General features: G+C 66.5%; 30 protein-coding genes and 1 tRNA gene. 26 read left to right on the forward strand and 5 right to left on the reverse strand.

All coding sequences use genetic code 11. The features are described 5' to 3' along the window. Positions 1 to 586: site-specific integrase (locus tag ACZ2IA_RS17845; protein ID WP_470293943.1), on the forward strand; the 586-nt coding region annotated here is incomplete at its 5' end. Positions 587 to 627: 41 nt separating this feature from the next. On the opposite strand, the gene ACZ2IA_RS17850 is transcribed toward ACZ2IA_RS17845, so the two are convergent. After that, positions 628 to 704: transfer RNA gene (locus ACZ2IA_RS17850), tRNA-Met, on the reverse strand. 108 nt (positions 705 to 812) lie between these two features. Further along, positions 813 to 1,964: a class I SAM-dependent methyltransferase gene (locus tag ACZ2IA_RS17855; RefSeq protein ID WP_470293944.1), complete on the reverse strand. Its 1,152-nt coding sequence runs from the start codon at positions 1,962 to 1,964 to the stop codon at positions 813 to 815. Positions 1,965 to 2,025: 61 nt separating this feature from the next. Here ACZ2IA_RS17855 and ACZ2IA_RS17860 point away from each other — a divergent pair, with 61 nt between their 5' ends. From ACZ2IA_RS17860 to ACZ2IA_RS17965, 22 genes are all read left to right on the forward strand, one after another. Continuing rightward, entirely contained in the window at positions 2,026 to 2,541 is a 516-nt protein-coding gene (locus tag ACZ2IA_RS17860; protein ID WP_470293945.1) for a hypothetical protein, read from the forward strand. 19 nt (positions 2,542 to 2,560) lie between these two features. Next, on the forward strand, positions 2,561 to 3,301 hold the full coding sequence (locus ACZ2IA_RS17865) for a pteridine reductase (RefSeq protein WP_470293946.1): 741 nt from the start codon (positions 2,561 to 2,563) through the stop codon (positions 3,299 to 3,301). Between the two features lie 134 nt (positions 3,302 to 3,435). Next, a complete protein-coding gene (gene ttcA / locus ACZ2IA_RS17870) occupies positions 3,436 to 4,407 on the forward strand; it encodes a tRNA 2-thiocytidine(32) synthetase TtcA (protein WP_470293947.1) in 972 nt (323 codons plus the stop codon). Beyond that, on the forward strand, positions 4,397 to 5,197 hold the full coding sequence (locus tag ACZ2IA_RS17875) for a polyamine aminopropyltransferase (protein ID WP_470293948.1): 801 nt from the start codon (positions 4,397 to 4,399) through the stop codon (positions 5,195 to 5,197). The genes ttcA and ACZ2IA_RS17875 overlap by 11 nt, the downstream gene beginning before the upstream one ends. Positions 5,198 to 5,383: 186 nt before the next feature. After that, entirely contained in the window at positions 5,384 to 6,688 is a 1,305-nt protein-coding gene (locus tag ACZ2IA_RS17880; RefSeq protein WP_470293988.1) for a nucleotide sugar dehydrogenase, read from the forward strand. Positions 6,689 to 6,787: 99 nt separating this feature from the next. Further along, positions 6,788 to 7,852 (forward strand): Gfo/Idh/MocA family protein, encoded by a 1,065-nt coding sequence (locus ACZ2IA_RS17885; RefSeq protein ID WP_470293949.1) that lies wholly within the window; start codon positions 6,788 to 6,790, stop codon positions 7,850 to 7,852. A 58-nt stretch (positions 7,853 to 7,910) separates the two neighbouring features. Continuing rightward, complete coding sequence (locus ACZ2IA_RS17890; RefSeq protein ID WP_470293950.1) at positions 7,911 to 8,501, forward strand: acyltransferase; 591 nt, start codon at positions 7,911 to 7,913, stop codon at positions 8,499 to 8,501. Positions 8,502 to 8,543: 42 nt separating this feature from the next. After that, positions 8,544 to 9,632: a glycerol-3-phosphate dehydrogenase/oxidase gene (locus tag ACZ2IA_RS17895; protein ID WP_470293951.1), complete on the forward strand. Its 1,089-nt coding sequence runs from the start codon at positions 8,544 to 8,546 to the stop codon at positions 9,630 to 9,632. Beyond that, positions 9,629 to 10,720: a DegT/DnrJ/EryC1/StrS family aminotransferase gene (locus ACZ2IA_RS17900; RefSeq protein ID WP_470293952.1), complete on the forward strand. Its 1,092-nt coding sequence runs from the start codon at positions 9,629 to 9,631 to the stop codon at positions 10,718 to 10,720. Before ACZ2IA_RS17895 ends, ACZ2IA_RS17900 begins: the two co-directional genes overlap by 4 nt. Before the next feature lie 6 nt (positions 10,721 to 10,726). Continuing rightward, entirely contained in the window at positions 10,727 to 11,998 is a 1,272-nt protein-coding gene (locus ACZ2IA_RS17905) for a lipopolysaccharide biosynthesis protein (protein WP_470293953.1), read from the forward strand. After that, positions 11,995 to 12,570, forward strand: coding sequence for an acyltransferase (locus ACZ2IA_RS17910; protein ID WP_470293954.1), 576 nt, complete (start codon positions 11,995 to 11,997; stop codon positions 12,568 to 12,570). Before ACZ2IA_RS17905 ends, ACZ2IA_RS17910 begins: the two co-directional genes overlap by 4 nt. Then, positions 12,563 to 13,645, forward strand: a complete 1,083-nt coding sequence (locus ACZ2IA_RS17915) for a glycosyltransferase family 4 protein (RefSeq protein WP_470293955.1) — start codon at positions 12,563 to 12,565, stop codon at positions 13,643 to 13,645. The genes ACZ2IA_RS17910 and ACZ2IA_RS17915 overlap by 8 nt, the downstream gene beginning before the upstream one ends. Next, a complete protein-coding gene (locus ACZ2IA_RS17920; protein ID WP_470293956.1) occupies positions 13,642 to 14,739 on the forward strand; it encodes a glycosyltransferase family 4 protein in 1,098 nt (365 codons plus the stop codon). Before ACZ2IA_RS17915 ends, ACZ2IA_RS17920 begins: the two co-directional genes overlap by 4 nt. Before the next feature lie 113 nt (positions 14,740 to 14,852). Further along, positions 14,853 to 15,152, forward strand: coding sequence for a hypothetical protein (locus ACZ2IA_RS17925; protein WP_470293957.1), 300 nt, complete (start codon positions 14,853 to 14,855; stop codon positions 15,150 to 15,152). Beyond that, entirely contained in the window at positions 15,149 to 16,378 is a 1,230-nt protein-coding gene (locus ACZ2IA_RS17930) for a glycosyltransferase family 4 protein (RefSeq protein ID WP_470293958.1), read from the forward strand. Before ACZ2IA_RS17925 ends, ACZ2IA_RS17930 begins: the two co-directional genes overlap by 4 nt. Before the next feature lie 31 nt (positions 16,379 to 16,409). Then, positions 16,410 to 16,955, forward strand: a complete 546-nt coding sequence (locus tag ACZ2IA_RS17935) for an arsinothricin resistance N-acetyltransferase ArsN1 family B (protein ID WP_470293959.1) — start codon at positions 16,410 to 16,412, stop codon at positions 16,953 to 16,955. Then, positions 16,952 to 17,275: an antibiotic biosynthesis monooxygenase family protein gene (locus ACZ2IA_RS17940; protein WP_470293960.1), complete on the forward strand. Its 324-nt coding sequence runs from the start codon at positions 16,952 to 16,954 to the stop codon at positions 17,273 to 17,275. The genes ACZ2IA_RS17935 and ACZ2IA_RS17940 overlap by 4 nt, the downstream gene beginning before the upstream one ends. Beyond that, a complete protein-coding gene (locus ACZ2IA_RS17945; RefSeq protein ID WP_470293961.1) occupies positions 17,272 to 17,475 on the forward strand; it encodes a DUF1737 domain-containing protein in 204 nt (67 codons plus the stop codon). Before ACZ2IA_RS17940 ends, ACZ2IA_RS17945 begins: the two co-directional genes overlap by 4 nt. A 74-nt stretch (positions 17,476 to 17,549) precedes the next feature. Next, complete coding sequence (locus ACZ2IA_RS17950) at positions 17,550 to 18,116, forward strand: hypothetical protein (RefSeq protein WP_470293962.1); 567 nt, start codon at positions 17,550 to 17,552, stop codon at positions 18,114 to 18,116. 158 nt (positions 18,117 to 18,274) lie between these two features. Beyond that, entirely contained in the window at positions 18,275 to 19,435 is a 1,161-nt protein-coding gene (locus ACZ2IA_RS17955; RefSeq protein WP_470293963.1) for a DegT/DnrJ/EryC1/StrS family aminotransferase, read from the forward strand. Beyond that, positions 19,432 to 20,067 carry a sugar transferase gene (locus tag ACZ2IA_RS17960; protein WP_470293964.1) on the forward strand — a complete coding sequence of 212 codons (636 nt, stop codon included), beginning with the start codon at positions 19,432 to 19,434 and terminating at the stop codon, positions 20,065 to 20,067. Before ACZ2IA_RS17955 ends, ACZ2IA_RS17960 begins: the two co-directional genes overlap by 4 nt. 3 nt (positions 20,068 to 20,070) lie before the next feature. After that, the gene (locus ACZ2IA_RS17965) at positions 20,071 to 21,963 is read left to right on the forward strand and encodes a polysaccharide biosynthesis protein (RefSeq protein ID WP_470293965.1); all 1,893 of its coding nucleotides are present in this window, start codon (positions 20,071 to 20,073) and stop codon (positions 21,961 to 21,963) included. Between the two features lie 105 nt (positions 21,964 to 22,068). On the opposite strand, the gene ACZ2IA_RS17970 is transcribed toward ACZ2IA_RS17965, so the two are convergent. The 3 genes from ACZ2IA_RS17970 to ACZ2IA_RS17980 all read right to left on the reverse strand — a co-directional run bounded on the left by ACZ2IA_RS17970 (position 22,069) and on the right by ACZ2IA_RS17980 (position 24,725). Next, complete coding sequence (locus ACZ2IA_RS17970; RefSeq protein WP_470293966.1) at positions 22,069 to 23,565, reverse strand: vWA domain-containing protein; 1,497 nt, start codon at positions 23,563 to 23,565, stop codon at positions 22,069 to 22,071. A gap of 252 nt (positions 23,566 to 23,817) precedes the next feature. Then, complete coding sequence (locus ACZ2IA_RS17975) at positions 23,818 to 24,195, reverse strand: hypothetical protein (protein ID WP_470293967.1); 378 nt, start codon at positions 24,193 to 24,195, stop codon at positions 23,818 to 23,820. Then, the gene (locus ACZ2IA_RS17980; protein ID WP_470293968.1) at positions 24,192 to 24,725 is read right to left on the reverse strand and encodes a VUT family protein; all 534 of its coding nucleotides are present in this window, start codon (positions 24,723 to 24,725) and stop codon (positions 24,192 to 24,194) included. Before ACZ2IA_RS17980 ends, ACZ2IA_RS17975 begins: the two co-directional genes overlap by 4 nt. Before the next feature lie 239 nt (positions 24,726 to 24,964). Here ACZ2IA_RS17980 and ACZ2IA_RS17985 point away from each other — a divergent pair, with 239 nt between their 5' ends. From ACZ2IA_RS17985 to ypfJ, 3 genes are all read left to right on the forward strand, one after another. Beyond that, positions 24,965 to 25,267, forward strand: coding sequence for a hypothetical protein (locus tag ACZ2IA_RS17985; RefSeq protein WP_470293969.1), 303 nt, complete (start codon positions 24,965 to 24,967; stop codon positions 25,265 to 25,267). A gap of 240 nt (positions 25,268 to 25,507) precedes the next feature. Continuing rightward, complete coding sequence (locus ACZ2IA_RS17990; protein ID WP_470293970.1) at positions 25,508 to 25,699, forward strand: hypothetical protein; 192 nt, start codon at positions 25,508 to 25,510, stop codon at positions 25,697 to 25,699. Between the two features lie 66 nt (positions 25,700 to 25,765). Next, a complete protein-coding gene (ypfJ, locus tag ACZ2IA_RS17995) occupies positions 25,766 to 26,632 on the forward strand; it encodes a KPN_02809 family neutral zinc metallopeptidase (RefSeq protein WP_470293971.1) in 867 nt (288 codons plus the stop codon). Positions 26,633 to 26,705 lie beyond the last annotated feature (73 nt).

The following is a 26,705-nucleotide window of genomic DNA, read 5'->3' on the forward strand; positions in this document are numbered from 1 at the left end:
GCCCAAGGTGACGCTCTTTAAAGAAGCTAAACGCAGGGTCCGCTGGCTGACACCCGAACAAGCCCGGAAGCTGTTGGAGTTGTTGCAACCCCATGCGCGTGAGTTAGTGCTGTTCTCACTGGCAACAGGGTTGCGCCAGTCCAACGTGCTGAAGCTGGAGTGGGCGCAGGTGGATTTGGAGCGCCGCGTTGTTTGGTTTCATGGCGATCAGATGAAGAACAAGGCTGATCATCATGTGAGCTTGAATGATACGGCCTACGAGGTGTTACTGCGCCAACGGGACAAGCATCCAGTTCGAGTGTTCACTTGCAACGGCAAACCCGTAGCTAACGCCAATACCCGAGCATGGCGAAAGGCGCTCCAGGAAGCCGGCATCGAGAACTTCCGTTGGCACGATCTGCGCCACTGCTGGGCATCGTGGCTGGTGCAGAACGGCACACCGTTGTATGTGGTGCAGGAAATGGGCGGGTGGAAGTCGGTGCAGATGGTGCAGCGTTATGCGCATCTGAGTCCAGCGAATCTGGCTGACCATGCGCGGACCATTGACGTGGTGATGGGGCTCGGCACAAATACGCCACAAGCCTGAAACGGAAAAGGGGTTAGCCGAAGCTAACCCCTTGTAATCCTTGGTGGCGAATCAGGGACTCGAACCCCGGACCTGCGGATTATGATTCCGTCGCTCTAACCGACTGAGCTAATTCGCCGTACTTGCTGCGCTTGGCGCTGCGAAGTGGAGCGAACTATACGTAGCGGGCTTCTCGCTGTCAACACCCCGTGCCGAAAAATTTTCATTTCAGCGAAATGTCATGGTGCTACAGGGTGTGGCAGCGGTCGCCTTGGGTGAAGCCGACCCAGTCGATCGGCACGCCGCGGCCGAAGCCGATCGCCTTGAACAGCTCACCCATCTCGGCCGGGTTGGTCAGCTTCTGCACCGCGCTGGCGGTGGGCAGGTAGCGGGCGTGGTCGTTCGGGTCGAGCGCGGCGAGTTCGGCGGCGAGGCCGGCGTTGACCAGGAACTGCGCCTGGGTGGTGTAGCCGATCAGGTCGAGGCCGGCGTCGAGGCCGGCTTCGGCGACGGCGGTGAAGTCGACGTGGCAGGTCAGGTCCATCAGGCCGGGCAGGTAGAACGGGTCGTCGATGGTGTGATGGCGGTAGTGGCCGATCAGCGTGCCCATGTGGCGCTGCGGGTGGTAGTACTCGCGCGCCGGGAAGCCGTAATCGAACAACAGGATCGCGCCGCGGGTGAGCCGTTCGGCCAGCGCGCCGATGAAGCCGCGGTTGGCCAGGCTGATTTCGGACACGTAGCCCGGCAGCGGCGGCAGCAGCGCGTCGGCCAATGCCTGGAGCGCCGCGTCGGCGATCGGCTGGTCTTCCCAGGCGAAGGCGCCGTCGCGCACGGTGACACCGCGCTGCAGCGGCGCGTCGTCCCAATGCAGCAACTCGCACGGCATCGCGTCGAGCACCTCGTTGCCGATCACCACGCCGTCGAGCTCGGCCGGCAGCTCGGCCAGCCACTCGACCCGGTCCAGCCAGTGCGGCACCCGTTCGGCCAACGTCTGCTGCTGGCGTTCAATCAGCTCGGGCGACAGGTCGACGATGCAGTAGCGCGTCGGCGGCACGCCGAGCTCTTCGAGCGCGGCCAACAGGTCGGCCGCCAGCGCGCCGGTGCCGGCGCCGAACTCGTAGACGGTGCCGGCGGTGTGCGGCAGCAGTTCGGCGAGCTGGCGCGCGACGGTACGGGCGAACAGCGGGGTCATTTCCGGCGCGGTGACGAAGTCGCCGGCGCCGCCGAATTTGCGGCTGCCGCCGGCATAGTAGCCGAGGCCCGGCGCGTACAGCGCCAGTTCCATATAGCGCGAGAATGGCAGCCAGCCGTCGTGGGCGGCGATCTGGTCGGCGATGTGTTGTGCCAGCGCCTGGCTGGCGGCGAGGGCGTCGGCGGACGGGGCGGGAAGCGTGCTCATTGGGGGTAAACCGTTATACTCTGGCGCGATTGTCGGTGAATTTGTCGAGGATGAGAAGAAAATGAAGAAAATGCATCGTGTCCTGTTGGCGGGGGCCGCGCTATTGGCGGGTGCCGCGCACGCTGCCGATTGGCAGGTCAGTTCGCCGTACGCCGACAATCCGCTTAAAACGGCCTGGCTCAAGTCGGACAGCACCGAGGTGATCTGGTCGTGCCGGCCGGACGCCGGCCTGCCGAACCTGGCGCTGGAAGTGCCGGCCAAGTCGGGCAGCTTCAAGCTCGGTGCCTTCGAAGGGCCGGGCGCGGCCGGCGAGAAGAGCAAGCTCGCCGCGATCGGCATCGACGGCAAGTTCACCGCGATCAACGTCAGCGGCTGGCACGTCGACGGGGATCGTTTCCACTGGGTAGTGACGTTGCCGCCCGAGCTGCTGAAGGCGGCGATCAAGGCGCGGGCGCTCGGCCTCTCGGTGCGCGCCGCCGACGGCAAGGGAGCGCGCTACCGGCTGTGGATCAACCTGCCGGCCAAGCACGGCACGCTGCTCGAAGTATTGCAGCCCTGCCTCGACGCGAACAGCTAACCCACGATAAAGATCGCCCATGCACGACAAGGTGGTTCTGATTACCGGCGCGGCCCGCCGCGTCGGCGCCGGCATCGCCCGGCACCTGCACCAGCACGGCTGGCGCTTGGCGCTGCACTGCCGCGGCTCGCGTACCGAGGCCGAAACGTTGGCCGAACAGCTCAACGCGCAGCGCGGCGGCTCGGCGGTGGTGCTGCAGGCCGACCTGCTCGACACCGAGCGCTTGCTGGCGCTGGTCGACGCCAGTTTGGCGGCGTTCGGCCGGCTCGACGCGCTGGTCAACAATGCGTCGAGCTTCTTCCCGACCGAGGTCGGCGAGGTCAGCGAGGCGGCCTGGCACGACCTGATGGGCTCGAACCTGAAGGCGCCGCTGTTCCTCGCCCAGGCGGCCGCGCCGCACCTGAAGGCGAACGGTGGCGCGATCGTCGGCATCGTCGACATCCACGCCGAGCGGCCGATGAAGTCGCACCTGGTCTACAACCTCGCCAAGGCCGGCCACGCGCAGCTGATCCGCGCGCTGGCGATCGAGCTGGCGCCGCAGGTACGGGTCAACGGCGTGGCACCGGGCAGCAACGTCTGGCCGGAGGGCGATTCGTTCTTCGACCCGGTGCGCCGCGCGCAGATCGAGGCAAGCATACCGCTGGCGCGCACCGGCACGCCGGACGACATCGCCCGCACCGTGCGCTTCCTGCTCGACGACGCTCCGTACATCACCGGCCAGATCATCGCGGTGGACGGCGGGCGCAGCGTGGTGTTGTAACCGCCGCTTCGGCCAGGCTTGCTAGATGCGCCGCCCGTGCTTCACCGCCGGGCGGCGCTTTTGCGTGCAAGGCGCTGAAATCGACGCCGCTTTGCGCTAAAATCGCCTGTTTTTCAAATTCTTAGCCGCACCCCATGCACGATACCGACCAAGGCCTTGATCCCAAGGCCAAAAAGGAACTCTTCGAGGCGAACAAGCTCGCCAAGCGGCTGCGCCACCATGTCGGCGACGCCATCAACGATTTCAATATGATCGAGCAGGGCGACCGCATCATGGTCTGCCTGTCCGGCGGCAAGGACAGCTACGCCTTGCTCGACATCCTGCTCGGCCTGCAGAAGTCCGCGCCGATCGACTTCTCGATCGTGGCGGTGAACCTGGACCAGAAGCAGCCGGGCTTCCCCGAGCATGTGCTGCCGACCTATTTGACCGAGCTGGGCGTCGAGTACCGCATCGTCGAGGAAGACACCTACAGCATCGTCAAGCGCGTGGTGCAGGAGGGCAAGACCACCTGCGCGCTGTGCTCGCGGCTGCGTCGCGGCATCCTGTACCGCGTCGCCGACGAGCTCGGCGCGACCAAGATCGCGCTCGGCCACCACCGCGACGACATCCTGCAGACGCTGTTCCTGAACATGTTCTACGGCGGCAAGCTCAAGGGCATGCCGCCGAAGCTGGTGTCGGACGACGGCCGGCATATGGTGATCCGTCCGCTCGCCTACTGCCGCGAGAAAGACCTGGAAAAATATGCGGTCCTGAAGCAGTTCCCGATCATCCCGTGCAATCTGTGCGGCTCGCAGCCGAACCTGCAGCGCCAGGTGATCAAGGAGATGATCAACGATTGGGACAAGCGCTTCCCGGGCCGGGTCGAGACGATGTTCCGCGCGATGCAGAATGTCGTCCCGTCGCATCTGGCCGATACCGCGCTGTTCGACTTCGCAGGCCTTGCGACCGGTGCGGTGCCGGCGGCCGGCGGCGATACGGCGTTCGACAAGGAAGAGTTCCGCGATCCGCCGCCGGAAGGCGAGGGCGCGGCCGGCCTGCGCGGCATCAGCATTCTGGATTCGCGCAAGCCGTCGATGACCGTTGGGGAGAGCTCCTGTGGCGGGTAAGGCAAGACATCCGTTCCGCCGCCGGGTGCGCCAGGCGCAGGACGAACTGCCCGAGGTGGAGATTTCCGAGGTCGACAACATCCGCTCGCTGCACCTGGGCAGCGAGACGGTGCAAAGCTCGATGGACATCGACGACCCGGAGCGGCTGGTGCTGTCGTACAGCCGCTCGATGATGGGCTGGCTGCTGTTCAACGACGCGCCTCGCCACATCCTGCAGATCGGCCTCGGCGGCGGCTCGTTCGCGCGCTGGATCGACTTCTACCTGCGCGATGCGAAGAGCGTGGCGGTCGACATCAACCCGCAGGTGATCGCGGTGGCGCGGGCGTTCTTCGAGCTGCCGGACGAGGGCGAGCGCTTCGAGATCGTCGAGGGCGACGGCGCCGACTACGTGAAGGTGCTGCGCGAATCGACCGACGCGATCCTGGTCGACGGCTTCGACGGCTTCCAGATCGTCGACGCGCTGACCACCGAGGAGTTCTTCGAGGACTGCAGGCGCGCGCTGACGCCGAACGGCGTGTTCGTCACCAACTGGTGGAGCGGCGATATCCGTTATGTCAGCTTCCTCGAGCGGCTGCTGTCGGTGTTCGAGGGCCGGGTGCTCGAGCTGCCGGCGTCGACGCACGGCAATGTGGCGGTGATGGCGTTCAAAGAGTCGCCGACGCCGGCACGGCTCGACGCGCTCGCCAAGCGCGCCGAACAGCTCGAGCCGCGCTTCGGCCTGGAGTTCGGCGACTTCGTCGGCAAGCTCAAGTCGAACAACCTGCATTCGGCCAACCGCCTGACGGTGTAACGATTCGTACACGGGCGTCGCGGCGGGCGGCCCGCGGCGTATAATCGCCGTCAACCGCGCGGCGGTGCGGCGGTTTGCGGCCGATCAGCGAAGCCGAAACCACCCCACTTGCCGCCAGCAACGACATCCGGCAGCGGGCGTAATGCGCGCTGCCACGACATTCTCAGGCTTTGGATCGTTATCGTGATCAAACAGCAACTGCTCCAGAAGGTGGCGGACAAGTCCGCCGTGATCGGTATCGTCGGCCTCGGCTACGTCGGCCTGCCGCTGATGCTGCGCTTCGCCGAAGTCGGCTACAAGGTGCTCGGTTTCGACATCGACACGAGCAAGGTCGACGCGCTGAACAATGGCCGCTCGTACATCGAGCACATCAGCGCCGACAGCATCGCCGAGGCGCGCACGCGCGGCTTCGAGGCGACCACCGACTTCGCGCGCGCGCCGGAAGCCGACACGCTGATCCTGTGCGTGCCGACCCCGCTGAACAAGTACCGCGAGCCGGACCTGTCGTTCGTGCTCGACACCATGGACAGCCTGGTGCCGTACCTGCGTGAAGGCCAGCTGGTGTCGCTCGAGTCGACCACCTACCCGGGCACCACCGACGAGGAACTGTTGCCGCGCATCGAATCGCGCGGCTTCAAGGTCGGCGACAACGCCTTCCTGGTGTTCTCACCGGAGCGCGAAGACCCGGGCAACCCGAACTTCACCACCCGCACCATCCCTAAGGTGTGCGGCGGCGTCACCGAGGCCTGCCAGGAAATCGGCGTGGCGCTCTACAGCGCGGTGATCGACCGGGTGGTGCCGGTGTCGTCGACCCGCGCCGCCGAGATGACCAAGCTGCTGGAAAATATCCACCGCGCGGTGAACATCGGTCTGGTCAACGAGATGAAGATCGTCGCCGACAAGATGGGCATCGACATCCACGAAGTGATCCGCGCCGCGGCGACCAAGCCGTTCGGCTTCGTGCCGTACTACCCGGGCCCGGGCCTCGGCGGCCACTGCATCCCGATCGACCCGTTCTATCTGACCTGGAAGGCGCGCGAATACGGGGTGAACACCCGCTTCATCGAGCTGGCCGGCGAGGTGAACAGCACGATGCCGGACTGGGTGGTCGGCAAGATCGCCGCGGCGCTGAACCAGCGCAAGAAGGCGATCAACGGCAGCAAGATTCTGGTGCTCGGCATCGCGTACAAGAAGAACGTCGACGACATGCGCGAGAGCCCGTCGGTGATGCTGATGGAGAAGCTGCGCGACCTGGGCGCCGAGGTGGCGTACAGCGACCCGCACGTGCCGGTGTTCCCGAAGATGCGCGAGCACCACTTCGATCTGGCTAGCGTCGCGCTCTCCGCCGAGAACATCGCCGGCTACGACTGCGTGCTGCTCGCCACCGACCACGACAAGTTCGACTATGCGCTGTTGGCCGAACACGCCAGCCTGATCGTCGACAGCCGCGGGCGCTACCTGGCGCCGCGCGCCAACGTGGTCAAGGCGTGATCGCCGTAGCCGACTGATTGATTAGCCACAGAACCCACAGAAAACGAGCCATAGGCGAAGTTTCTGTGGGTTCTGTGGCTAAGTACAAGGATCCTCGACATGCTCGTCCCCCAACATCCCCCGATCACCGACCGCAAGATCCGCTTCGCGCTGGTCGGCTGCGGTCGCATCGCCAACAACCACTTCGGCGCGCTGGAAAAGCACGCCGACCGCGTAGAGCTCACCGACGTCTGCGACATCGACCCGGCGGCGCTGAAGGCCGCGGTGGAACGCACCGGCGCGCGCGGCCACAGTAATCTCGCCGAGCTGCTCGAGCACAGCAACGCCGACATCGTGATCCTGACCACGCCGTCCGGCCTGCACCCGGCGCAGTCGGTGGCTTGCTCGGAAGCCGGCTTCCATGTGATGACCGAGAAGCCGATGGCGACCCGCTGGCAGGACGGCCTGAAGATGGTCGAAGCCGCCGACCGCGCCGGCAAACGGCTGTTCGTCGTCAAGCAGAACCGCCGCAACGACACGCTGCAGTTGCTCAAGCGCGCGATGGAAGCGGGCCGCTTCGGCCGACTCTATATGGTCAACGTCAACGTGTTCTGGACCCGCCCGCAGGAGTACTACGATGCGGCCGACTGGCGCGGCACCTGGGAATTCGACGGCGGCGCGTTCATGAACCAGGCGAGCCACTACGTCGACCTGCTGGACTGGCTGATCGGCCCGGTCGAGAGCGTGCAGGCGTACACCGCCACCCTGGCGCGCAATATCGAGGTGGAAGACACCGGCGTGGTCAGCGTCAAGTGGCGCTCCGGCGCGCTCGGCAGCATGAACGTGACGATGCTGACCTACCCGAAGAACCTGGAAGGCTCGATCACCATCCTCGGCGAGAAGGGCTCGGTGCGGGTTGGCGGCATGGCGGTCAACGAGATCCAGCACTGGGAGTTCGCCGAGCCGCACGCGATGGACGAGGAGATCAAGGGCGCCAGCTACGCGACCACCAGCGTCTACGGCTTCGGCCACCCGCTCTACTACGACAATGTGATCAAGGTGATGCGCGGCGAAGCCGACCCGGAAACCGACGGCCGCGAGGGCCTGAAGTCGCTGGAGCTGCTGATCGCGATGTATTTGTCGGCACGCGACGGCCGTCGTGTCAGCCTGCCGCTGGACTACTGAGCCCCTTGTGTGTTGCCCGGCCTGGCCGGGCGGTGAGACCAACTACTGTGACCCTGCCATGACCGATATCACGATTCACCCCACCGCCATCGTCGACGACGGCGCGCAACTCGGCGAAGGCACTCGCGTCTGGCACTGGGTGCACATCAGCGCCGGCGCCAAGATCGGCGAGCGCTGCTCGTTCGGCCAGAACGTCTACGTCGGCAACGACGTGCTGATCGGCAACAACGTCAAGGTGCAGAACAATGTGTCGATCTACGACGCGGTGACGCTCGAGGACGACGTGTTCTGCGGCCCGTCGATGGTGTTCACCAACGTCAACAACCCGCGCAGCCACGTGGTGCGCAAGAACGAGTACCGCCGCACCGTGGTCCGTCGTGGCGCGTCGATCGGTGCCAACGCGACCATCGTCTGCGGCCACGAGATCGGCGAATACGCCTTCATCGGCGCCGGCGCGGTGATCACCCGCAACGTGCCGGCGTACGCGCTGATGGCCGGCACACCGGCGCGCCGGATCGGCTGGATGTGCGCCTGCGGCGAGCGGCTGCCCGAGCAGATCGACGAGCACGCCTGCCAGGCCTGCGGCCAGCGCTACGAGATCGGCGGCTATCACTGCACGCCGCTCGGCCCGCTCGAACAGGCCGAGTAAGCGTTGCACCGGGCGGCTTGTCCGGGCTGAACTGGGGGCGGCATGGCTCGAATGGCGGTGGTCGGCGGCGGCATCAACGGCGTGATGATCGCCTGGACCCTGGCCGAACGCGGGCATGCGGTCAGCCTGTTCGAGCGCGGAGAGCTGATGTCGGCGACCAGCCGCGCCTCGTCCAAGCTATTGCACGGCGGCGTGCGCTACCTGGAAAACGGCGAATTCGGGCTGGTGAAGAAGGCGCTCGCCGATCGCGCCTGGTGGATAGACCACGCGCCCGACGCGGCGCTGGCGCAACCCTTGCCCATCGTCTGGCCGGTCTATAGCGGTGCGCGGCGCGGCCGCTGGCTGATGAAGGCCGGCTTCGCGCTGTACGACCTGTTGGCCGGTTCGCACAGCCTGGGCCGGCACCGCTGGCTCAGCCGGGCGACGCTGCTCGCCGGCTCCGACGGCCTGCGCGGCGACGATCTCAAGGGCGGCTACCGCTACATTGATGGCCAGATGGACGACTACCGGCTCGGCCTGTGGGCGGCCGGTGAGGCGCAGAAGGCCGGCGTGACGGTGCGCGAACACTGCGCGGTCAGCCGCGTCGACGTGGCCGGCACGCTGGTAGTGAACGGCGCCGAGCAGCGTTTCGACGCGATCGTCAACGCCGCCGGGCCGTGGGCCGAGAGCCTGCTGAAGGCCAGCGGCTTGTCCGCCAGCGTCGCGCTCGACACGGTGCGCGGCAGCCACATCCTGCTCGATCGGCCGCTGTCGCAGGGTTATCTGCTGGAAGTGCCCGGCGAGCGCCGTGTGGTGTTCGTGCTGCCGTACCAGCATCAAACGCTGATCGGCACCACCGAGCTGCGCCAGGACCCGGACGCGCCGGTCGAATGCAGCGCCGCGGAAGAGACTTATCTGCTGGTGCTCTACAACCATTACTTCTGCACAAGGGCGACATCGGCCGACGTGGTCGGCCGCTTTGCCGGCATCCGCCCGCTGATCCGCTCGGCGGACGACCCCAATCGCGCGTTGCGCGATTACCAATTCGACGCCCACGGCCGGATTCTGACCGTGTTCGGGGGCAAATGGACAACAGCGCCGAGCCTGGCGCGCGAAGCGGCCAGGTTGGCCGAAAGGTGTGTTGCACAATGAATTTCATCGACCTGAAGACCCAGTACCAGCATCTGAAAGCCGACATCGACGCGCGGATCCACGCGGTGCTCGACCACGGCCAGTACATCATGGGCCCGGAAGTGGCCGAGCTGGAGGCCCAGCTTGCCGCCTACGTCGGCGTCAAGCACGCGATCGGCGTGTCAGACGGCACCACCGCCTTGCAGATCGCGCTGATGGCGATCGGCATTGAGCCGGGCGACGAGGTGATCACCACCCCGTTCACCTTCATCGCCACCGGCGAGATGATCGCGCTCCTCGGCGCGAAGCCGGTGTTCGTCGACATCGACCCGGCCACCTACAACCTCGACCCGGCGCTGATCGAAGCGGCGATCACCGCCAAGACCCGCGCGATCATGCCGGTCAGCCTGTACGGGCAAGTAGCGGACATGGACGCGATCAACGCGATCGCCGCCAAGCATGGCCTGGCGGTGATCGAGGACGGCGCGCAGAGCTTCGGCGCGAGTTACAAGGGCAGGAAGTCCGGCGCGCTGTCGACGATAGGCAGCACCAGCTTCTTCCCGAGCAAGCCGCTGGGCTGCTACGGCGACGGCGGCGCGCTGTTCACCGACGACGACGAGCTGGCGAAGAAAATCCGTCAGATCCGCAGCCACGGGCAGGACCGCCGCTACCACCACCCGATCATCGGCCTGAACGGCCGTCTCGACACCCTCCAGGCCGCGGTGCTGCTGGCGAAGATGCCGAGCTTCGCCGCCGAGGTCGATGCGCGCGAACGGATCGGCGCGCGCTATTCCGAACTGCTGAAGGACATCGCCCGCGTGCCGGTGCTGGCCGACGGCGCGAGCAGCGTCTACGCCCAGTACACGATCGAGATCGACAGCCGCGAAGCGGTGCAGGCGGCGTTGAAGGAGCAGGGCGTGCCGACCGCGGTGCACTACCCGGTGCCGCTGAACCTGCAGCCGGCGTTCGCTCATCTGAACCAGCCGGCAGGCAGCTTCCCACACGCCGAGGCGGCCGCGCGCCGGGTGATGAGCCTGCCGATGCACCCCTTCCTCGACGAGGCGACGCAGGATGCGGTCGTCGCGGCGGTGAAGAAGGCGCTGGCCTGATCGCAGGTGCTGCTTCGTCTGAAAAACCTGGCCGCCAGCGGCTTCGCCCGTAACGTCGCGACGCTGGCCGGCGGGGCGGCGCTCGCGCAGTTTCTGCCGCTGCTCGCGGCGCCGCTGCTGACCCGGCTGTATACGCCGGCCGAGTTCGGCGTGCTGGCGGTGTACGTCGCCTGGCTGTCGAACCTGGCGGTGCTCGCCACCGGCCGCTACGAGATGGCGATCGTGCTGCCCGACGACGACAAGCGTTCGGCCAACCTGATGGGGCTGTCGCTGACGATCTCGCTGGGTCTGTCGCTTGCGTGCGCCTTGCTGTTCTGGCCCGGCCACCAGTGGCTGGCCGACAAGGCCGGCGCGCCGACGCTCGCGCCGTGGCTGCTGTTGCTGCCGCTGTCGGTATTGCTCGCAGGCTTTATGCAGGCGTGGACCAACTGGAACAACCGGCTGCAGCGCTACCAGGCTAACGCCGGCGGTCGGATCGCGCAGGCGATCGGCATGACCGGCGTGCAGCTCGGCCTCGGCTTTGCCGGCGCCGGCGCGGGCGGGCTGGTGTTCGGACAGCTGGCCGGGCAGGTGGCGTCGCTCGCGGCGCAGGCCTGGCAGGACGTGAAGCAGCGCTGCGGCTGGCGCCGCGACGTCAGCCGTGCCGGCATGGCCGCCGAGGCGCGCGCCTATGTCGAGTTTCCGCGCGTCAACGCGCCGCACGCCTTCGTCGCCGCGCTGCTCGACACGCTGACGCTGACGCTGCTGACGATGCTGTCCGGCTCGGTGACGGTCGGCCTGTACGGCCTGATGATGCGGGTGCTGAAGCTGCCGGCGGCGCTGGTCGGCCAGGCGGTCGGCCAGGTGGCGTACCGCGACTTCGCCGCGGCGAAGAATGCCGGCCAGTCGCTGCTGCCGCTGTATCGCAAGACGCTGGTGGTGCTGCTCGCCCTGGCCTTGCCGCCGTTCGTGGTGATCCTGCTCTGGGGGGACACCCTGTTCGGCCTGGTGTTCGGCGTCGCCTGGCGTCCGGCTGGCGAGATGGCGGCGATGCTCTCGCCGTACATCCTCTGTCATTTCGTCGCTTCGCCCTTGGGGATGATCCCGCTGGTGATCCAGCGCCAGCGCACCGCGTTTGCGTTCGCCGTCGCCGGCAACGCGCTGTTTCTCGGCAGCCTGTGGGCCGGTTTCACGCTGTGGGGCAGCGTCACCGCGGCGTTCGGCCTCGTCTCGGCGGTGATGGTGCCGCACTTTATCGTGTACTTCTATTGGCTTTACCGGGCGGTGCAACGCGCATGAGTCTCTGGAACAAGATCACCCACCGCCTGTCCGGGCTGATCGGCCCGCGCATGGTGGTCGGCTTCACCCGCCATGACGGCGTGCGCCTGCATCGGGTGCGCGTCAGCAATATGACCCGGATCGAGACGCCGCTGCGGCTCGACATCGACGACAACGTCTACATCGGCCACTTCAGCCTGATCGACGCGTCGGGCGGGCTGACCATCGGCGAAGGCTGCCAGATCACCAACTACGTGTCGCTGCTGACCCACTCGAGCCACGTGGCGATCCGCCTGTACGGCGATGCCTACCTCGAGCACAGCGACCATACCGGCTACCTGCGTAAGCCCAGCGTGATCGGCCGCTACAGCTTCATCGGCCCGCACTCGGTGCTGATGCCGGGCGTCGCGATCGGCAAGGGCAGCGTGGTCGCCGCGTACAGCTTCGTCGAGGCGGGCAGCTACCCGGACTTCGCGATCATCGCCGGCAACCCGGCCAAGGTGGTCGGCGATACCCGTCAGGGAGATGCCAAATGGTTGGCCGAACACCCTGAACTCCAATCCCATTACCAAGAGTGGGCCGATCATGACTGACGCCGTGGTCGATAAGCTCCTGATCGTCGGTTCGGCGTCGGTGCACACCTGGCGCTACCTCGCCGGCATCGCGCCGTACGCGCGAGAACTCTATCTGGCGTGCAACGGCGAGGTGCCGGACAAGTATCGACCGGCCAATCTAGTCGCGACCCGTCGGGTCGATTTCCGGCTGTCGGCGCTGGCCGGTTCCGGCAAGCTGCGCGGCTGGATCAGGCAGATCCGGCCGGACCTCGTGCACGTCCATCAGGCCAACAGCGTCGCCTGGCACGCCAGCCGAGCCGTACGCGGCCTGGGCATTCCGCTCGCGCTGACCGCCTGGGGCTCGGACGTGCTGCTGTTGCCCGGCCAGAATGCGCTGATGGCGCGGATGGTGAAGAGCAATCTGGCCGCCGCCGACCTGATCACCTCCGATTCGCTGTATATGGCGGCGCGCATCCGCGAGCTCGCGCCGGTGAAGCGTCTCGCGGTGCTCAACTACGGCATCGACAGCTTGCCGCCGGAGCCCGACATCGCCGCCAAGCCGAAGCAGGTGCTGTCCTGCCGGCTGCACAAGAAGCTCTACCGCATCGATGCGATTGTGCGCGCCTGGGCGGAAATCGAGGCGCAGCCGGAGTTCGCCGACTGGTCGTTGAATGTGGCGGCGAGCGGCGACGAAACCGACGCGCTGAAAACCTTGGCCGAACGGTTGGGCCTTTCCCGGGTCGAATTCAGCGGCTTCGTCGCGAGCGACGTGCTCGGCCGGCTCTACCGCGACAGCCGGGTGTTCGTCAGCGTGCCGAGCTCGGACGCGACCAGCATCAGCCTGCTCGAAGCGATGGGGCACGGCTGCCTGCCGCTGCTGTCGAACCTGCCGGCCAATCTGGAGTGGGTGATCGACGGCCTGAACGGCCGCATCGCCGAGGACGTGGGCCGGCTCGCCGACGATCTGGCACGGTCGATCCGCGACGGCGGCGACGATGCGCGCCTGGCCCGCGTCGCGGCGCTGAACCGGAGTCTGGTAGCCGACAAGGCGCTGCACGTCGACAATATGGCGAAGTTCGCCGCTCTTTATACAGAATTGCTGCAAAAACAATGAAAATCGCCCACCTGACCAGCGCGCATCCGCGCCACGATATCCGCATCTTCGTCAAGGAATGCGCCTCGCTCGCCGCCGTGGGTCACGACGTCACGCTGATCGTCGCCGACGGCCTGGGCAACGAGATCAACCGCGGCGTGCGCATCCACGACGTCGGCCCGAAAAGCGGCGGGCGCCTTTCGCGGATGACCGGCACGGTGCGCCGGGTGATGGACGCGGCGCTGGCGCTGAAGCCTGATGTGGCGCACTTTCACGACCCGGAGCTGATCCCGGCAGCGCTGCGGCTGAAGAAGGCCGGCATCAAGGTGGTGTACGACGTGCACGAGGATGTGCCGCGCCAGATCTTGGCTAAGCACTGGATCCCCGGCGCGCTGCGGCCGACCGTGTCAGGCACCTTCGAGAAGCTGGAGGACTTCGCGGTCCGCCGCTTCGACGCCATCGTCACCTCCACCCCGCATATCCGCGAACGCTTCCGGCCGCTCAATAACCGGGTGGTCGATATCTGCAACTTCCCGATCCTGGAAGAGCTGGTGCGCGACACGCCGTGGGACGCGCGCCGCAACGAGGTGTGCTACATCGGCGGCATCTCGCGCATCCGCGGCATCGAGCCCATCGTCGCGGCACTGCCGGATTCCGGCGCGCGGCTGAACTTGGCGGGGCCGTGGAGCGAGGGGGACCTGAAGGCCAAGCTCTTGCCGAGCGAGGGTTGGGCGCGGGTGAACGATCTGGGCGTGCTCGACCGCGCCGGCGTCGCCGAGGTGCTGGCACGCTCCAAGGTGGGGCTGGTGACGCTGTTCCCGACGCCGAACTATGTCGACGCGCTGCCGATCAAACTGTTCGAATACATGGCGGCCGGCATGCCGGTGATCGCCAGCGACTTCCCGGTGTGGCGCGCTATCGTCGACGACGCCGGCTGCGGCCTCTTGGTCGACCCGCAGGACCCGGCAGCGATCGCGGCGGCGATCCGCGAACTGTTGGCCGACGAGGAACGCGCACACGCGATGGGCGAGGCCGGCAAGCGGGCTGTACTGAACAAGTATTCGTGGGCGGCCGAGGCGGACAAGCTGGCCCGGCTCTATACCGAGCTGCAATGACAAAGCGCCTGCTCGGCAATCTGCCTGGAGCAGGCGACAAGGTTGGCCGAACGGCCGGCTCTAAACAAATAACGACATCAGGCCGCCAGCGGCGGCACAAGGGATACGGCATCATGGCCAAGGAAACCTCCGGCGCGTTCTGGGCGCGCTGGCGCGAGCAACGCAAGAAGGGCCCGCTCGCCTTCATCATTCGCAAGGCGCTGGTCTACGCGCTGCTGGCGCTGCCGGTCGGCTATCTGTACGACTGGGCGCGCGGCAAGCCGATCAACCCCGATCCGCTTTACCACCTGCTCAACCTCTTGGCGCTGCTGCTGCTGCTCGGCGTGCTCGGCTATATCGGCTGGCGCTTCAACGAGGCGCGCTTCAAGGGCCTGGATGACGAGGCGAAACGCCGCGGTTTCACCGAACGATGAAGATCCTCTACATCAACCACTACGCCGGCAGCCCGCGCCACGGCATGGAGTTTCGCCCCTACTACCTGGCGCGCGAATGGGTGCGCGCCGGCCACCAGGTGATGATGGTGGCGGCCGACACCTCGCACCTGCGCCAGCGCAACCCGCGCATGAACGGCAAGTACCGCGACGAGGACATCGACGGCATCCACTATCTGTGGTGCCGTACCCGTCCGTACCAGGGCAACGGCGTCGGCCGAGTTCTGAACATCTTCAGCTTCCTGTCGCGGCTGATGGGGCTGTCCGGCAAGATTCAGGCGTGGCGCCCGGACGTGGTGATCGCGTCGAGCACCTATCCGCTCGACACCGTGCCGGCGGCATGGATCGCTGCCAGGACCGGCGCGCGGCTGGTCTACGAGGTGCACGACCTGTGGCCGCTCACTCCGGTAGAGGTCGGCGGCATGTCGACTAAGCATCCGTTTATCCGGCTGATGCAGTGGGCAGAGGACTTCGGCTACCGCAAGGCCGATACGGTGATCTCGATGCTGCCGTGTGCGCGCGACTACATGGTCGAGCACGGCATGGACCCGGCCAAGTACGCGGTGATCCCGAACGGCGTCGACGTCGCCGAGTGGCAGGGCGAGACGCAGCCGCTGCCCGACGAGCATGTGGCCAAGCTGGCCGAACTGAAGGCGGCCGGCCGCTTCCTGATCGGCTACGCCGGCGGGCACGGCCTCGCCAACGCGCTCGACTACCTGCTCGACGCGGCGGCCAAGCTTTCCGACAAGCCGGTAACCTTCGTGCTGGTCGGCGACGGCCCGGACAAGGCGGCGCTGCAGGCACGCGCCGCCGAGATGAAGCTCGCCAACGTGGTGTTCCTGCCGGCGATCGCCAAGCACGCGGTGCCGGAGTTCCTGAACCATATGGACGCGCTGTTCATCGGCTGGCGCAAGCTGCCCATCTACCGCTTCGGCATCAACCCGAACAAGCTGTTCGACTACCTGATGGCCGGCAAGCCGGTGATCCATTCGGTCGAGGCCGGCAACGACATGGTCGCCGAGGCGGACGCCGGCATTTCGGTGGCGGCGGAAGACCCCACCTCGATCGCGATGGCGGTCCGGCAGATGCTGCTGACCTCGCCGGCCGAACGCGCCGCGATGGGCGAGCGCGGCCGGGCTTTCGTGCTGGAAAAGCACGACTATCGCGGCCTCGCCGAACGCTTCCTGGCGGCCGTGAAGCTGCGCTGAGGCTTCGGCCAACCTATCAAACGAGCACACGATGACCACGCCCCTGCCGATCCGCCCCGCCACCTGCGCCGACGCCGCCGCGATCGCGGCGATCTACGCGCACTACGTACAGCACACCACCATCTCGTTCGAGGAGGTCGTCCCGTCCGAGCTGGAGATGGCGCGCCGGATCGCCGACGTGCTGGCGCACGGCCTGCCGTGGCTGGTGCTGGAAGAGGACGGCCGCGTGCTCGGCTACGCCTACGGCGGTGTGTGGAAGGGCCGCAGCGCCTACCGGCACACCGTCGAGGGCTCGGTCTACCTCGATCCGGCGGCGGCCGGGCGCGGCCTCGGCTCGGCGCTGTACGACGCGCTGTTCGCCATGCTGCGCGAGCAGGGCGTACACACGGTGATCGCCAGCATCGCCTTGCCCAACCCGGCGAGCATCGCGCTGCACGAGCGCTTCGGTTTCGAGCCGGTCGGCTGTTTTCGCGAGGTCGGCTGCAAGTTCGGCCGCTGGCTCGACGTTGGCTACTGGCAGAAACTACTGACGCCGGCGACGGCGCCGCTTGCTAACCAAGAAAGGGGAACACGATGATTCTGGAAGTCGCGATGTTGCAGGTGAAGCCGGGTCAGGAGGCCGCCTTCGAGGCGGCGTTCGCCGAGGCGTCGGCGATCATTTCGAGCATGGCCGGTTACGTGTCGCACCAGTTGCAGCGCTGCCTCGAGTCGCGCAGCCGCTACGTGCTGCTGGTGAACTGGCGCACGCTGGAAGACCACACCGAGGGCTTCCGCGGTTCGGCCGAGTACCAGGATTGGAAACGCCTGCTGCACCACTTCTACGAGCCGTTCCCGACCGTCGAACACTTCGAACTGGTGTCGGGCAAGACCGGGGGCGCTGCATGGGGCGCTGCATGAAGCTGTACCGCTACCTGACCGGCCCCGACGACAAGAGCTTCTGCCTGCGCGTCAGCGAGGCGTTGAACCGCGGCTGGCAGCTGTACGGCAACCCGACGCTGGCGTTCGACAGCAACAGCGGCCGCGCCATCGCCGGCCAGGCGATCGTCAAGGAGGTCGACGGCGAATTCAGCGCCGAGCTGCCGCTCGCCGACCTGTAACCAAGCTTGGCCGGCTTGGTGGCGACGCCTTGGCTGACCATACTGCTTGCAGTGTCGTCGATCAGGGAGTCGTCATGAAGCCGAAGCGGAGGCCGTGGGTGTTGGGGGCGCTGTTGCTGGCCGGCTGTGCCGGCTTGGGCGGTTCATCGGGCGAACTGCCCCGTGTCGGCGAGGGCGCGCGCTATTCGATCGTGTCGCTGCAGGTCACCGAGCTGGCGGCGCAGCCGTATATCGACGGCTCGGAGCTCGCCCGGCTGGCCGGGCGCCGCGACCAGCTGGCCGAACTGTGCAATAAGCAGGGCGGCCGCTGGGACTACGTCGACCTGCCGCTGAGCCAGACGGTGTTTCTCGGCGAGGCAAAGCCGGACCCGCTGCCCGCCGTGGCGTCGGCCACGGCGCTGACCAGCATGGATCTGAGCAGCGAGCCGCCGGCGAACGAGGCGGCCGCGCCCGCCGACCCGCTGGTGGTCGACGCGATAAAATACGCGCAGAAGCGCCAGTGGTTCGGCCGCTTCGTCTGCCAGGGCAAGCCCGGTTGGCTCGCCAACATCGCCTACGAGCGCGCCGCCTCGCGCCGCGCCGGCGGGCGGCTCTACAAGGACCTGACGCTGTCGGTGGCGTTGAAGCCGCGCACGCCGTAAATGTGCCCCCGTCGAGCCCGGCCCCGAATGGATTGGCGACGCGGTCATCGACCGCTTCGCTGGATTAGAATAGCGAGCGCCGCGCCGGCTTGTCCGGCGCCCGCGCGTCGTGCTGAACGATCTTGGCGGCCCATGCCGCTGCAACCAGGTTTGTAACGATGACTGATAAATTCCTGCCCTTCGCGCTGCCGGACATCGGCGAAGAAGAAATCAACGAAGTGGTCGACGCGCTGCGCTCCGGCTGGGTGACCACCGGGCCGAAGACCAAGCAATTCGAGGCCGACTTCGCCGACTTCCTCGGCGGCGGCGTCGAGGCGATCGCGGTCAACTCCGCCACCGCCGGCCTGCACCTGGCGCTCGAAGCGGTGGGCATCGGCCCGGGCGACGAGGTGATCGTGCCGACCTACACCTTTACCTCCACTGCCGAGGTGGTGCGCTACCTCGGCGCCGACCCGGTGTTCGTCGACGTCGACCCGGTCACCTTCAATATCGACCCGGCGGCGATCCGCGCGGCGATCACCGCCAAGACCCGTGCGATCATGCCGGTGCACTTCGCCGGCCTCGCCTGCGAGATGGACGAGATCCTGGCGATCGCGCGCGAGCATGATCTCAAGGTGATCGAGGACGCCGCGCACGCGCTGCCGACCAGCTACAAGGGCACCACGATCGGCAAGCTGGCGTCGGACGTGACGGTGTTCAGCTTCTACGCCAACAAGACGATGACCACCGGCGAAGGCGGCATGGTGGTGTCGGCCAACCCGGACATCATCAAGCGCTGCAAGGTGATGCGCCTGCACGGCATCAGCCGCGACGCGTTCGACCGCTACGTGTCGAAGACCCCGGCCTGGTTCTACGAGGTGGTCGAGCCGGGCTTCAAGTACAACATGCCGGACATCGCCGCAGCGATGGGCATCCACCAGCTCAAGAAGATCCGTCGCTTCCACGAGCAGCGCGAGGCGATGGCCAAACGCTACGACCGCGAACTCGCCGACCTGCCGCTGATCCTGCCGGCCCGCCCTGCGCACGCCGGCGACCTGCACGCCTGGCACCTCTACCCGGTGCGGTTGAAGCCGGAAGCCGGCATCGCCCGCAATGACTTCATCCAGGCGATGGCCGACAAGGGCATCGGCTGCTCGGTGCACTTCATCCCGCTGCACCTGCACCCGGTATGGCGCGATGGCTATTCGCTGAAGCCCGAGCAGTTCCCGGTGGCGCAGGCGGCCTTCGAGGCCGAGGTGACGATTCCGCTCTACACCAAGATGAGCGACGCCGACCAGACCCGCGTGATCGCGGCGATCCGGGAGATTCTCGGCGCATGAGCCTGCCTGCTGTCTCCGCCGGCCGCCCGGGTTCGGACGCGGCTAAGCGCGCGTTCGACCTGGTCGCCGCCGGCGCCGGCCTGCTCGTGCTGTCGCCCTTGCTCTTGGCGCTGGCGCTGTGGATCAAGCTCGACTCCCCGGGGCCGGTGTTCTTCCGCCAGACCCGGGTCGGCCGCTTCGGCCAACCGTTCGGCATCCACAAGTTCCGCACCATGGAGGTCGACGCCGAGCGGCAGGGCCAGCTCACCGTCGGCGCCGACGCGCGGGTGACCCGCGCCGGGCGCTTCCTGCGCAAGAGCAAGTGCGACGAGCTGCCGCAGCTGATCGACGTGCTGCAGGGCACGATGAGCCTGGTCGGCCCGCGCCCCGAGGTGCCCAAGTACGTCGCCCACTACCCGGCCGAGCTGCGCGACAAGGTGCTGGCGCTGCGCCCCGGCATCACCGACTGGGCGTCGATCCGGATGATCGACGAAAACGAAATCCTCGGCGCCGCGGCCGACCCGGAACGTGCGTATATCGAACAGGTGCTGCCGGAAAAGCTCGGCTACTATGCGCGCTACGCCGACAGCCACACGCTGGCCGAAGACCTCCGAATCATCTTTGCGACGCTCGCCAGGATCGTTGCCCGTTAAGCCATGTTTGCAAACCTGTTGAATTTTTCCCGCCACAATAAGATGGCGCTGTTGATGCTGCTCGACGCGCTGTTGCTGCCGTTCGCTCTGTGGTGCGCGGTCTACCTACGCCTCGGCGGCGTCTGGGACCCGAAGCTGACCCCGTATCTGTGGATCTTCGCGGTGCCGCCCTTGTGGGTGGTCCCGATCTTCATCAAGCTGGGCCTCTATCGCGCGGTGATCCGCTTCCTCGACGACAAGGTGGTGCTCACCGTGTTCTACGGGGTGACGCTGGCGGTGCTGGTGTTGACCGCGGTGATCGTGATGGCGCGGATCAGCCCGTTCCCGAGGAGCGCGATCATCATCTTCTGGATGTTCGCGATGGCGTATATCGGCGGCAGCCGCTTCCTGCTCAGGGGACTGGTGCGCACGCTCGACGCGGCCGACTCGCCGAACAAGCCGGTGGCGATCTACGGTGCCGGCCGCGCCGGCCTGCAGCTGATGATGGCCCTGCAGGCCGCCCGCGAGTACCGGGTGGTGGCGTTCTTCGACGACAATCCGGCGTTGTGGGGGCGCACCTACGGCGGCATCGCGGTGAACAACCCGGCGCGGGTCGCCGAGGTGATGCAGGCGAGGAAGGCAGGCGAGTTGCTGCTGGCGATGCCGTCGGCGAGCCGTTCGCGCCACCGCGAAATCCTCGAGGCTCTCGAGCCGCTGCGCCTGCCGATCCGTCGCCTGCCGGGCCTGGCCGACCTGGTGTCGGGCGAGGTGCGCGTCGACGAACTCAAAGAGGTCGATATCGAGGACCTGCTCGGCCGCGACCCGGTGCCGCCGAAGCAGGAACTGCTGGCGCGCAATATCGAGGGCCGGGTGGTGATTGTCACCGGCGCCGGCGGCTCGATCGGCTCGGAGCTGTGCCGGCAGATCGTCAAGAACCGTCCGGCCCGGATCGTGCTGTTCGAGCTGACCGAGTACGCGCTGTACGCGATCGACCACGAGCTGGCGCAGCTGGCGCCGCAGGTGCCGCGCGTCGCGCTGCTCGGTTCGGTGCTCGACTACCCGCGGCTGAAGAGCGTGATGCAGGCGTTCGGCGTCGAGACCGTCTACCACGCCGCCGCGTACAAGCACGTGCCGATGGTCGAGCACAATCCGGTCGCCGGCATCCTCAACAACGCCTTCGGCACCGACACCTGCGCGCGCGCGGCCGAGGACTGCGGCGTCGACACCTTCGTGCTGATCTCGACCGACAAGGCGGTGCGCCCGACCAATGTGATGGGCGCGACCAAAAGGTTGGCCGAACTGACCCTGCAGGCCCGCCACGCGAGCCGTGAACAAACGGGCAGCCGCACCCGCTTCGTGATGGTGCGCTTCGGCAATGTGCTCGGCAGTTCCGGCTCGGTGGTGCCGCTGTTCAAGAAGCAGATCAAGCAGGGCGGGCCGGTGACGGTGACGCACCCGGACATCACCCGCTACTTCATGACCATCCCCGAGGCGGCGCAGCTGGTGATCCAGGCCGGCGCGATGGGCGAGGGCGGCGACGTGTTCGTGCTCGACATGGGCGAGCCGGTGAAGATCGCCGATCTCGCGCGGCGGATGGTGCACCTGTCCGGCCTCGAGGTGAAGGACGACGCGCATCCGCACGGCGACATCGAGATCCGCTATGACGGCTTACGCCCGGGCGAGAAACTGTACGAGGAACTGCTGATCGGTGCCGACGTGCTGCCGACCGAGCACGCCCGGATCCTGCGCGCTCAGGAGTACTGCCTGAGCCGCACCGAGCTCGACGGCTACCTCGCCGGGCTCGCCGGTGCCTGCCAGGCGCTCGACGCGGCGCGCGCCTTCGCGCTGCTGCAGCAGGTGGTGCACGAGTTCCAGGCGGCCGACGCGACGGTCGACTGGGTCAGCCGCGCCTCCTAAGCAGCCCTGCGTCAACAAAACAGCCCCGCGCCGTGAACCGGCCGGGGCTGTTGTTGTGTGCTGCTGTCTTGGCCGAATCGAGAACGTTCGGCCAAGACAGGCGCGTCAGTTGATGCTCACGGTCTTCTCCGGCGATACGCTGCCGTTGGCCTTCACCACCAGTTTCAGCGTGACGCCCGAGGTCGGCACCTTGTCGAGCTTGGCGGTGTACTGGAAGCGGATGCCGGTCAGGATGTTCTGGTACAGGCCGGTGATCTGTTCGTTCTCGACGCGCTGGTATTCACCGCCGGTCTGGCTGGCGATGTCCTTCATGCTCTTCTCGTCGACGTCGCTCGCCGCACCGAAGCCGATGGTCTGCACCGGAATCCCCTGCTGCTTGGCGTAGGCGATCAGGTCGCCGCTGGTGCGGTATTTGCTCGAAGAGTTTTCCCATCCATCAGTCATGCTGATGACCATCTTGCGGCCGCTAACGTTGGCCAACAGCTCCAGGCCCTTGGCGGTGGCATCGAAGAACGCGGTAGAGCTACCCCAAGGGTAAGAGCCGCTGCCGACGCTGGTGGCGCCCGTTTTCGGATGAGGCGCAAATTTGTTGTAGAGCGTCTTGCCGTACAGCTGCGAGGTGGGAGCGTACAGGTCGGCTACCAGGTGCAGTGCGGCGACGTTGCTGGTCAGCCCGCTCGTCGGCAGGCCGGCTTTCACCGGGCTGCCGTTGTTGTTCAGCATTGGGAACTGCTGATCCAGCCAAGGCCGATTGATCTCGGTGACCTTGTAGTCAAAGATCACCATGCCAACCTGGTCGCCGGCAGCGCGCTTTTCCACTTCGTCCAGGAAGTTGTGCGTCGCCAGGCTCACCAGCTCGAACGAGGTATGGGAGACGCCGTTGGCATCTCGATGGTTGAGCGTCATCGAACCACTGGCATCCATGACTAATGCGATCGAGGTTGGGGTCGCAACGCTGGCGCTGCCGCCCTGAATGGTCGGGGTATAGCTGACATTGCTGTTGTCGCTGACGACCAGGTGCTGAGCGTTCAGACCGATCACCGCCTTGCGGCTGACCGAGTCGACCACGCTGTAGGCAATCTGACCCTGACCCAGATACTGCACCGAGCTGATCAGATAGCTCGCGTTCAGCGGCAGCACCGAGGCGAGCACCGGAGTGCCCTTGCTGCTGCCGGCCTTACTCAGGGCATCGAAGTCGAGCACCAGCGGCTGGTGGGTCGTCAGGTTGGCTTGGGCGCTGCTGCCGGCCACGTTGCCGCTGAATTCACCGCAGCTGCTACTAGTCAGAGTATCGACGGTCTTGCCGCTGCTGTCCTTGAACTCTACCGTCACGCCGCTCAGCGGCGCATAGCCGGACGGCACGTCAGGGCAGCTCTGCGTCAGCGCCTGGATGCCGGAAAGCCGGCGCTGTTCCTGCAGCAGGATGCGGCTGCTAGTGGTGGTGGTGTTCTCCGGTGCGACCAGACGACCGGCTACCGCCTGTTTCGGCGGTGCGGTGCTGCCGCTGCTCTGGGTCGTGCCGGAGCCGCCGCCACCGCCACAGGCGCTCAGCAGCAATGCCGACAGGGTGATGGTTGTCAGTTTCTTGCGTTGTAGGTACATCCACGTCCCTCTTTGTCATGTTGTTATGAGAGTCGCGATCATAGGGACAATAATGATAAATGCAATTAGCATTTATACGTAGTTTAAATAATTTCTTTGGTCTTTTTTGTCGGTGCTTGAATGCAAAGGGACCTTGCGCAATGACAAGAACGTGTCGCCGCGGCAATCGGGCGTGGCAGACGGGGGAGCCGGACTGTAGCTAGGCTCGGACCGAGCGGCGCGAGTCGGCTCGGCCCGGTCCGGGGGAGGGGGTTACAGCGTCGGCCGCGCGCTCAGGCTGACCTTCTGGCGCTGGCGCACCGCGTTCAGTTCGATCTCGGCGACCACCTCGACCGGCTGGCCGAGGGCGTTGGCGCAGTCTTCGCCGATCGCCTGGGTGAAGAACTCGATGTCGCGCACGACCCTATGCCCGACGAAGCCGTCGATGTACTGGTCGAGCGAGAACAGCTCCAGCAGCCGGGCGCCGGCTTCGTAGCGTACCGTCACGCTCGAACCGGGCTTGGGGTTCTTGCTCGCCGGGCACAGCTCCGGCAGCAGCAGCACGTGCTCGACGGTCATCGTCATCTGCGGGCGCTGGTTGCCGATGGTCTTGATCAGACGGCCGTTGTGCGGCGAGGTGTAGTCGTTCATGCGGCGGCTCCTTGCAGCGCGGTGGCGCGGCGACGTTTGCGCAGGTTGATCACCAACAGCGAGGCGATCGCGAATTTCACCACCACGTCGGCCCAGACGATCTCCATCATCTGCGACATGGTCATGGTGCCGGCGAAGGCGATCAGCGTGAACGACACCGAGTCGAGCGGGATACCGATCGCGTTGCTCGACAGCGCGCGCATCGGCCAGGAGCGGTGCTTCAGGCGCTGGAACACCGCGGTCTCGGACAGTTCGCCCAGCAGGATCGCCATGAACGACGCGGCGATGAAGCGCGGCGGGGTATGGGTGAGCAGCGCGGCGATGGTGGTGATGGTCAGCGCCAAGGCGATCGCGACGTACACCGCCTTCAGGCTGATCAGGTTGATCCGGTCGCGCAGCGTGAACACCGCGGCGAAGAAGATCGTGCCGATGCTTAACAGGCCGTAGCCGGGCAGCGGGATGAAATGGTCGAGGGTCAGGTTGGCCAATAGCACGGCCAGGGCGTACAGGCCCATGTAGACGACTAGCATGTGGTCTCCGGCGACTCGCAAAACAGGCGAGCGGAATTGATCGGTCGGCTGCGCGGCAGATATCCGCGGCCGGGCGCGACTATAACAGACCGATCGCTCGACCGGAAGCGAGTGGCGCCGCTTGCCGCCGCTACGGGGCTGCGTTAAAGCCCGATGAGCAGCGGGCTTTCCTTGCCGCGGCGCTAGCGCTATATTGACGCGTTCATATCCCTAACCGCCCACCGCTTGCAGGTCCTCCCATGCCGCGCCTCGTTGTCCGCCTGCTCAAACCCGCTTTCCACCCGATCGACGCCCGCGACGTCGAGCGCGGCTTTCATCTGGCGCTGGTCGACTACTTCGGCACGGAAGACAGCGCCAGCTTCGCCAAGTGGGCTCACGACTACACGATGGGCCAGTTCGGCCGCTATCCGACCGGGATGGACGAGGCCGACCAGGTGATCCGCAACTGGCGCGAGGCGCTGACCCATGCGCAGTGCGGCGCGTTTTCCGAATGGATGCGCTGCGCGCCGGCGCCGCAGTTCGAGATCGAACTGATCGGCTGATATCCCCAGTCGCTCCACCGCCTATCTACCGCTTGCCCACATAGTTATCCACAGGGTGGGATGCTCGGCCGAAACCGGGGCATGCCGGCAGGGATCTTTGCCTCGAAAGGGCCACTACCACCCGAGAGGCTTACCAACACCTTAGCTGGTCGGCCGTGTGGCCTGTTTTTACCCCTTCTTTACGGCGGCTTGTCTAGCATCAGGGTGAGGGGGCATTCGACCCCTCCCGAGGAGTTGGCCATGCACAGGTCCCATCGTCTTAGCACCGGTCATTCGGTGCCGTTCAGCCACCATCTGATGCATGTGCTGCACCGCGACTGGCGTCGGCTCTGCTACTGGCTGGCCCAGCTGGGCAGCGAGAGCGAGAGCTGCCCGCGCTGCGCCGCCTACCATCATTACCCGCCGCGTTCCGCACGTCACCAGCGCAGTTGATCCAGAGGTGGGCAAAGTCGCCAGCCTGATCGACAATGACGTGGAACTGCCATTGGAGATAAGACCATGCGCTGGAACGACATGCGCCAGAGCGACAACGTCGAAGACCGTCGCGGCGGTGGGGGCGGCGTGGGAATCCGCCTGGGCGGCCTCGGGATCGGCGGCATCGTCGCGGTGGTGGTGATCAGCCTGCTGCTCGGCAAGAACCCGATCGAGATGCTCGGCGTGGTCGGCAACCTGACCGGTCCGGCGCCGACCCAGCAGCGCGCGCCGGCCGCTCCGCCGGCCAACGACGAGGGCGCTCGTTTCGTCCGCGCGGTGCTCGGCGACACCGAGGACGTCTGGGGCAAACAGTTTCCCGACCAGCTCGGCAAGCCGTATCAGCCGCCCAAGCTGGTGCTGTTCCGCCAGCAGGTGGCATCGGCCTGCGGCCAGGCCAGCGCCGCGGTCGGGCCGTTCTACTGCCCGGGCGACCGCAAGGTCTACATCGACCTGGGCTTCTTCGACGAATTGTCCGGCCGCTTCGGCGCGCCGGGCGAGTTCGCCCGCGCCTACGTGATCGCTCACGAGGTCGGCCATCACGTACAGTCGCTGCTCGGCGTCCCGCAACAGGTCGACGCCGCCGGACGCGGCAAGCCGCAGAGCTACCGCAACGCCTTGTCGGTGCGGCAGGAGTTACAGGCCGACTGCCTGGCCGGGGTGTGGGGCAACCACGCGGCCGAGCGCGATCTGCTGGAGCAGGGCGATGCCGAGCAGGCGTTCGCGGCGGCGCAGGCGATCGGTGACGACCGCTTGCAGCAGCAGGCGCAGGGCCGGGTGGTGCCCGACTCGTTCACCCACGGCAGCTCGGCACAGCGGCTGAAGTGGTTCCGCGCCGGCCTGCAATCGGGTCGGATCGACAGTTGCAACACCTTTGCCGTCGCCAGCCTGTAAGCCATGACTCCGGTGTCGCGCCGCACTGTCGTGTTTTGACGACAGGCGCCGGCTGGCGTATTTTCTAGCGGTA

This window comes from Crenobacter sp. CS_VA4 (assembly GCF_055597485.1).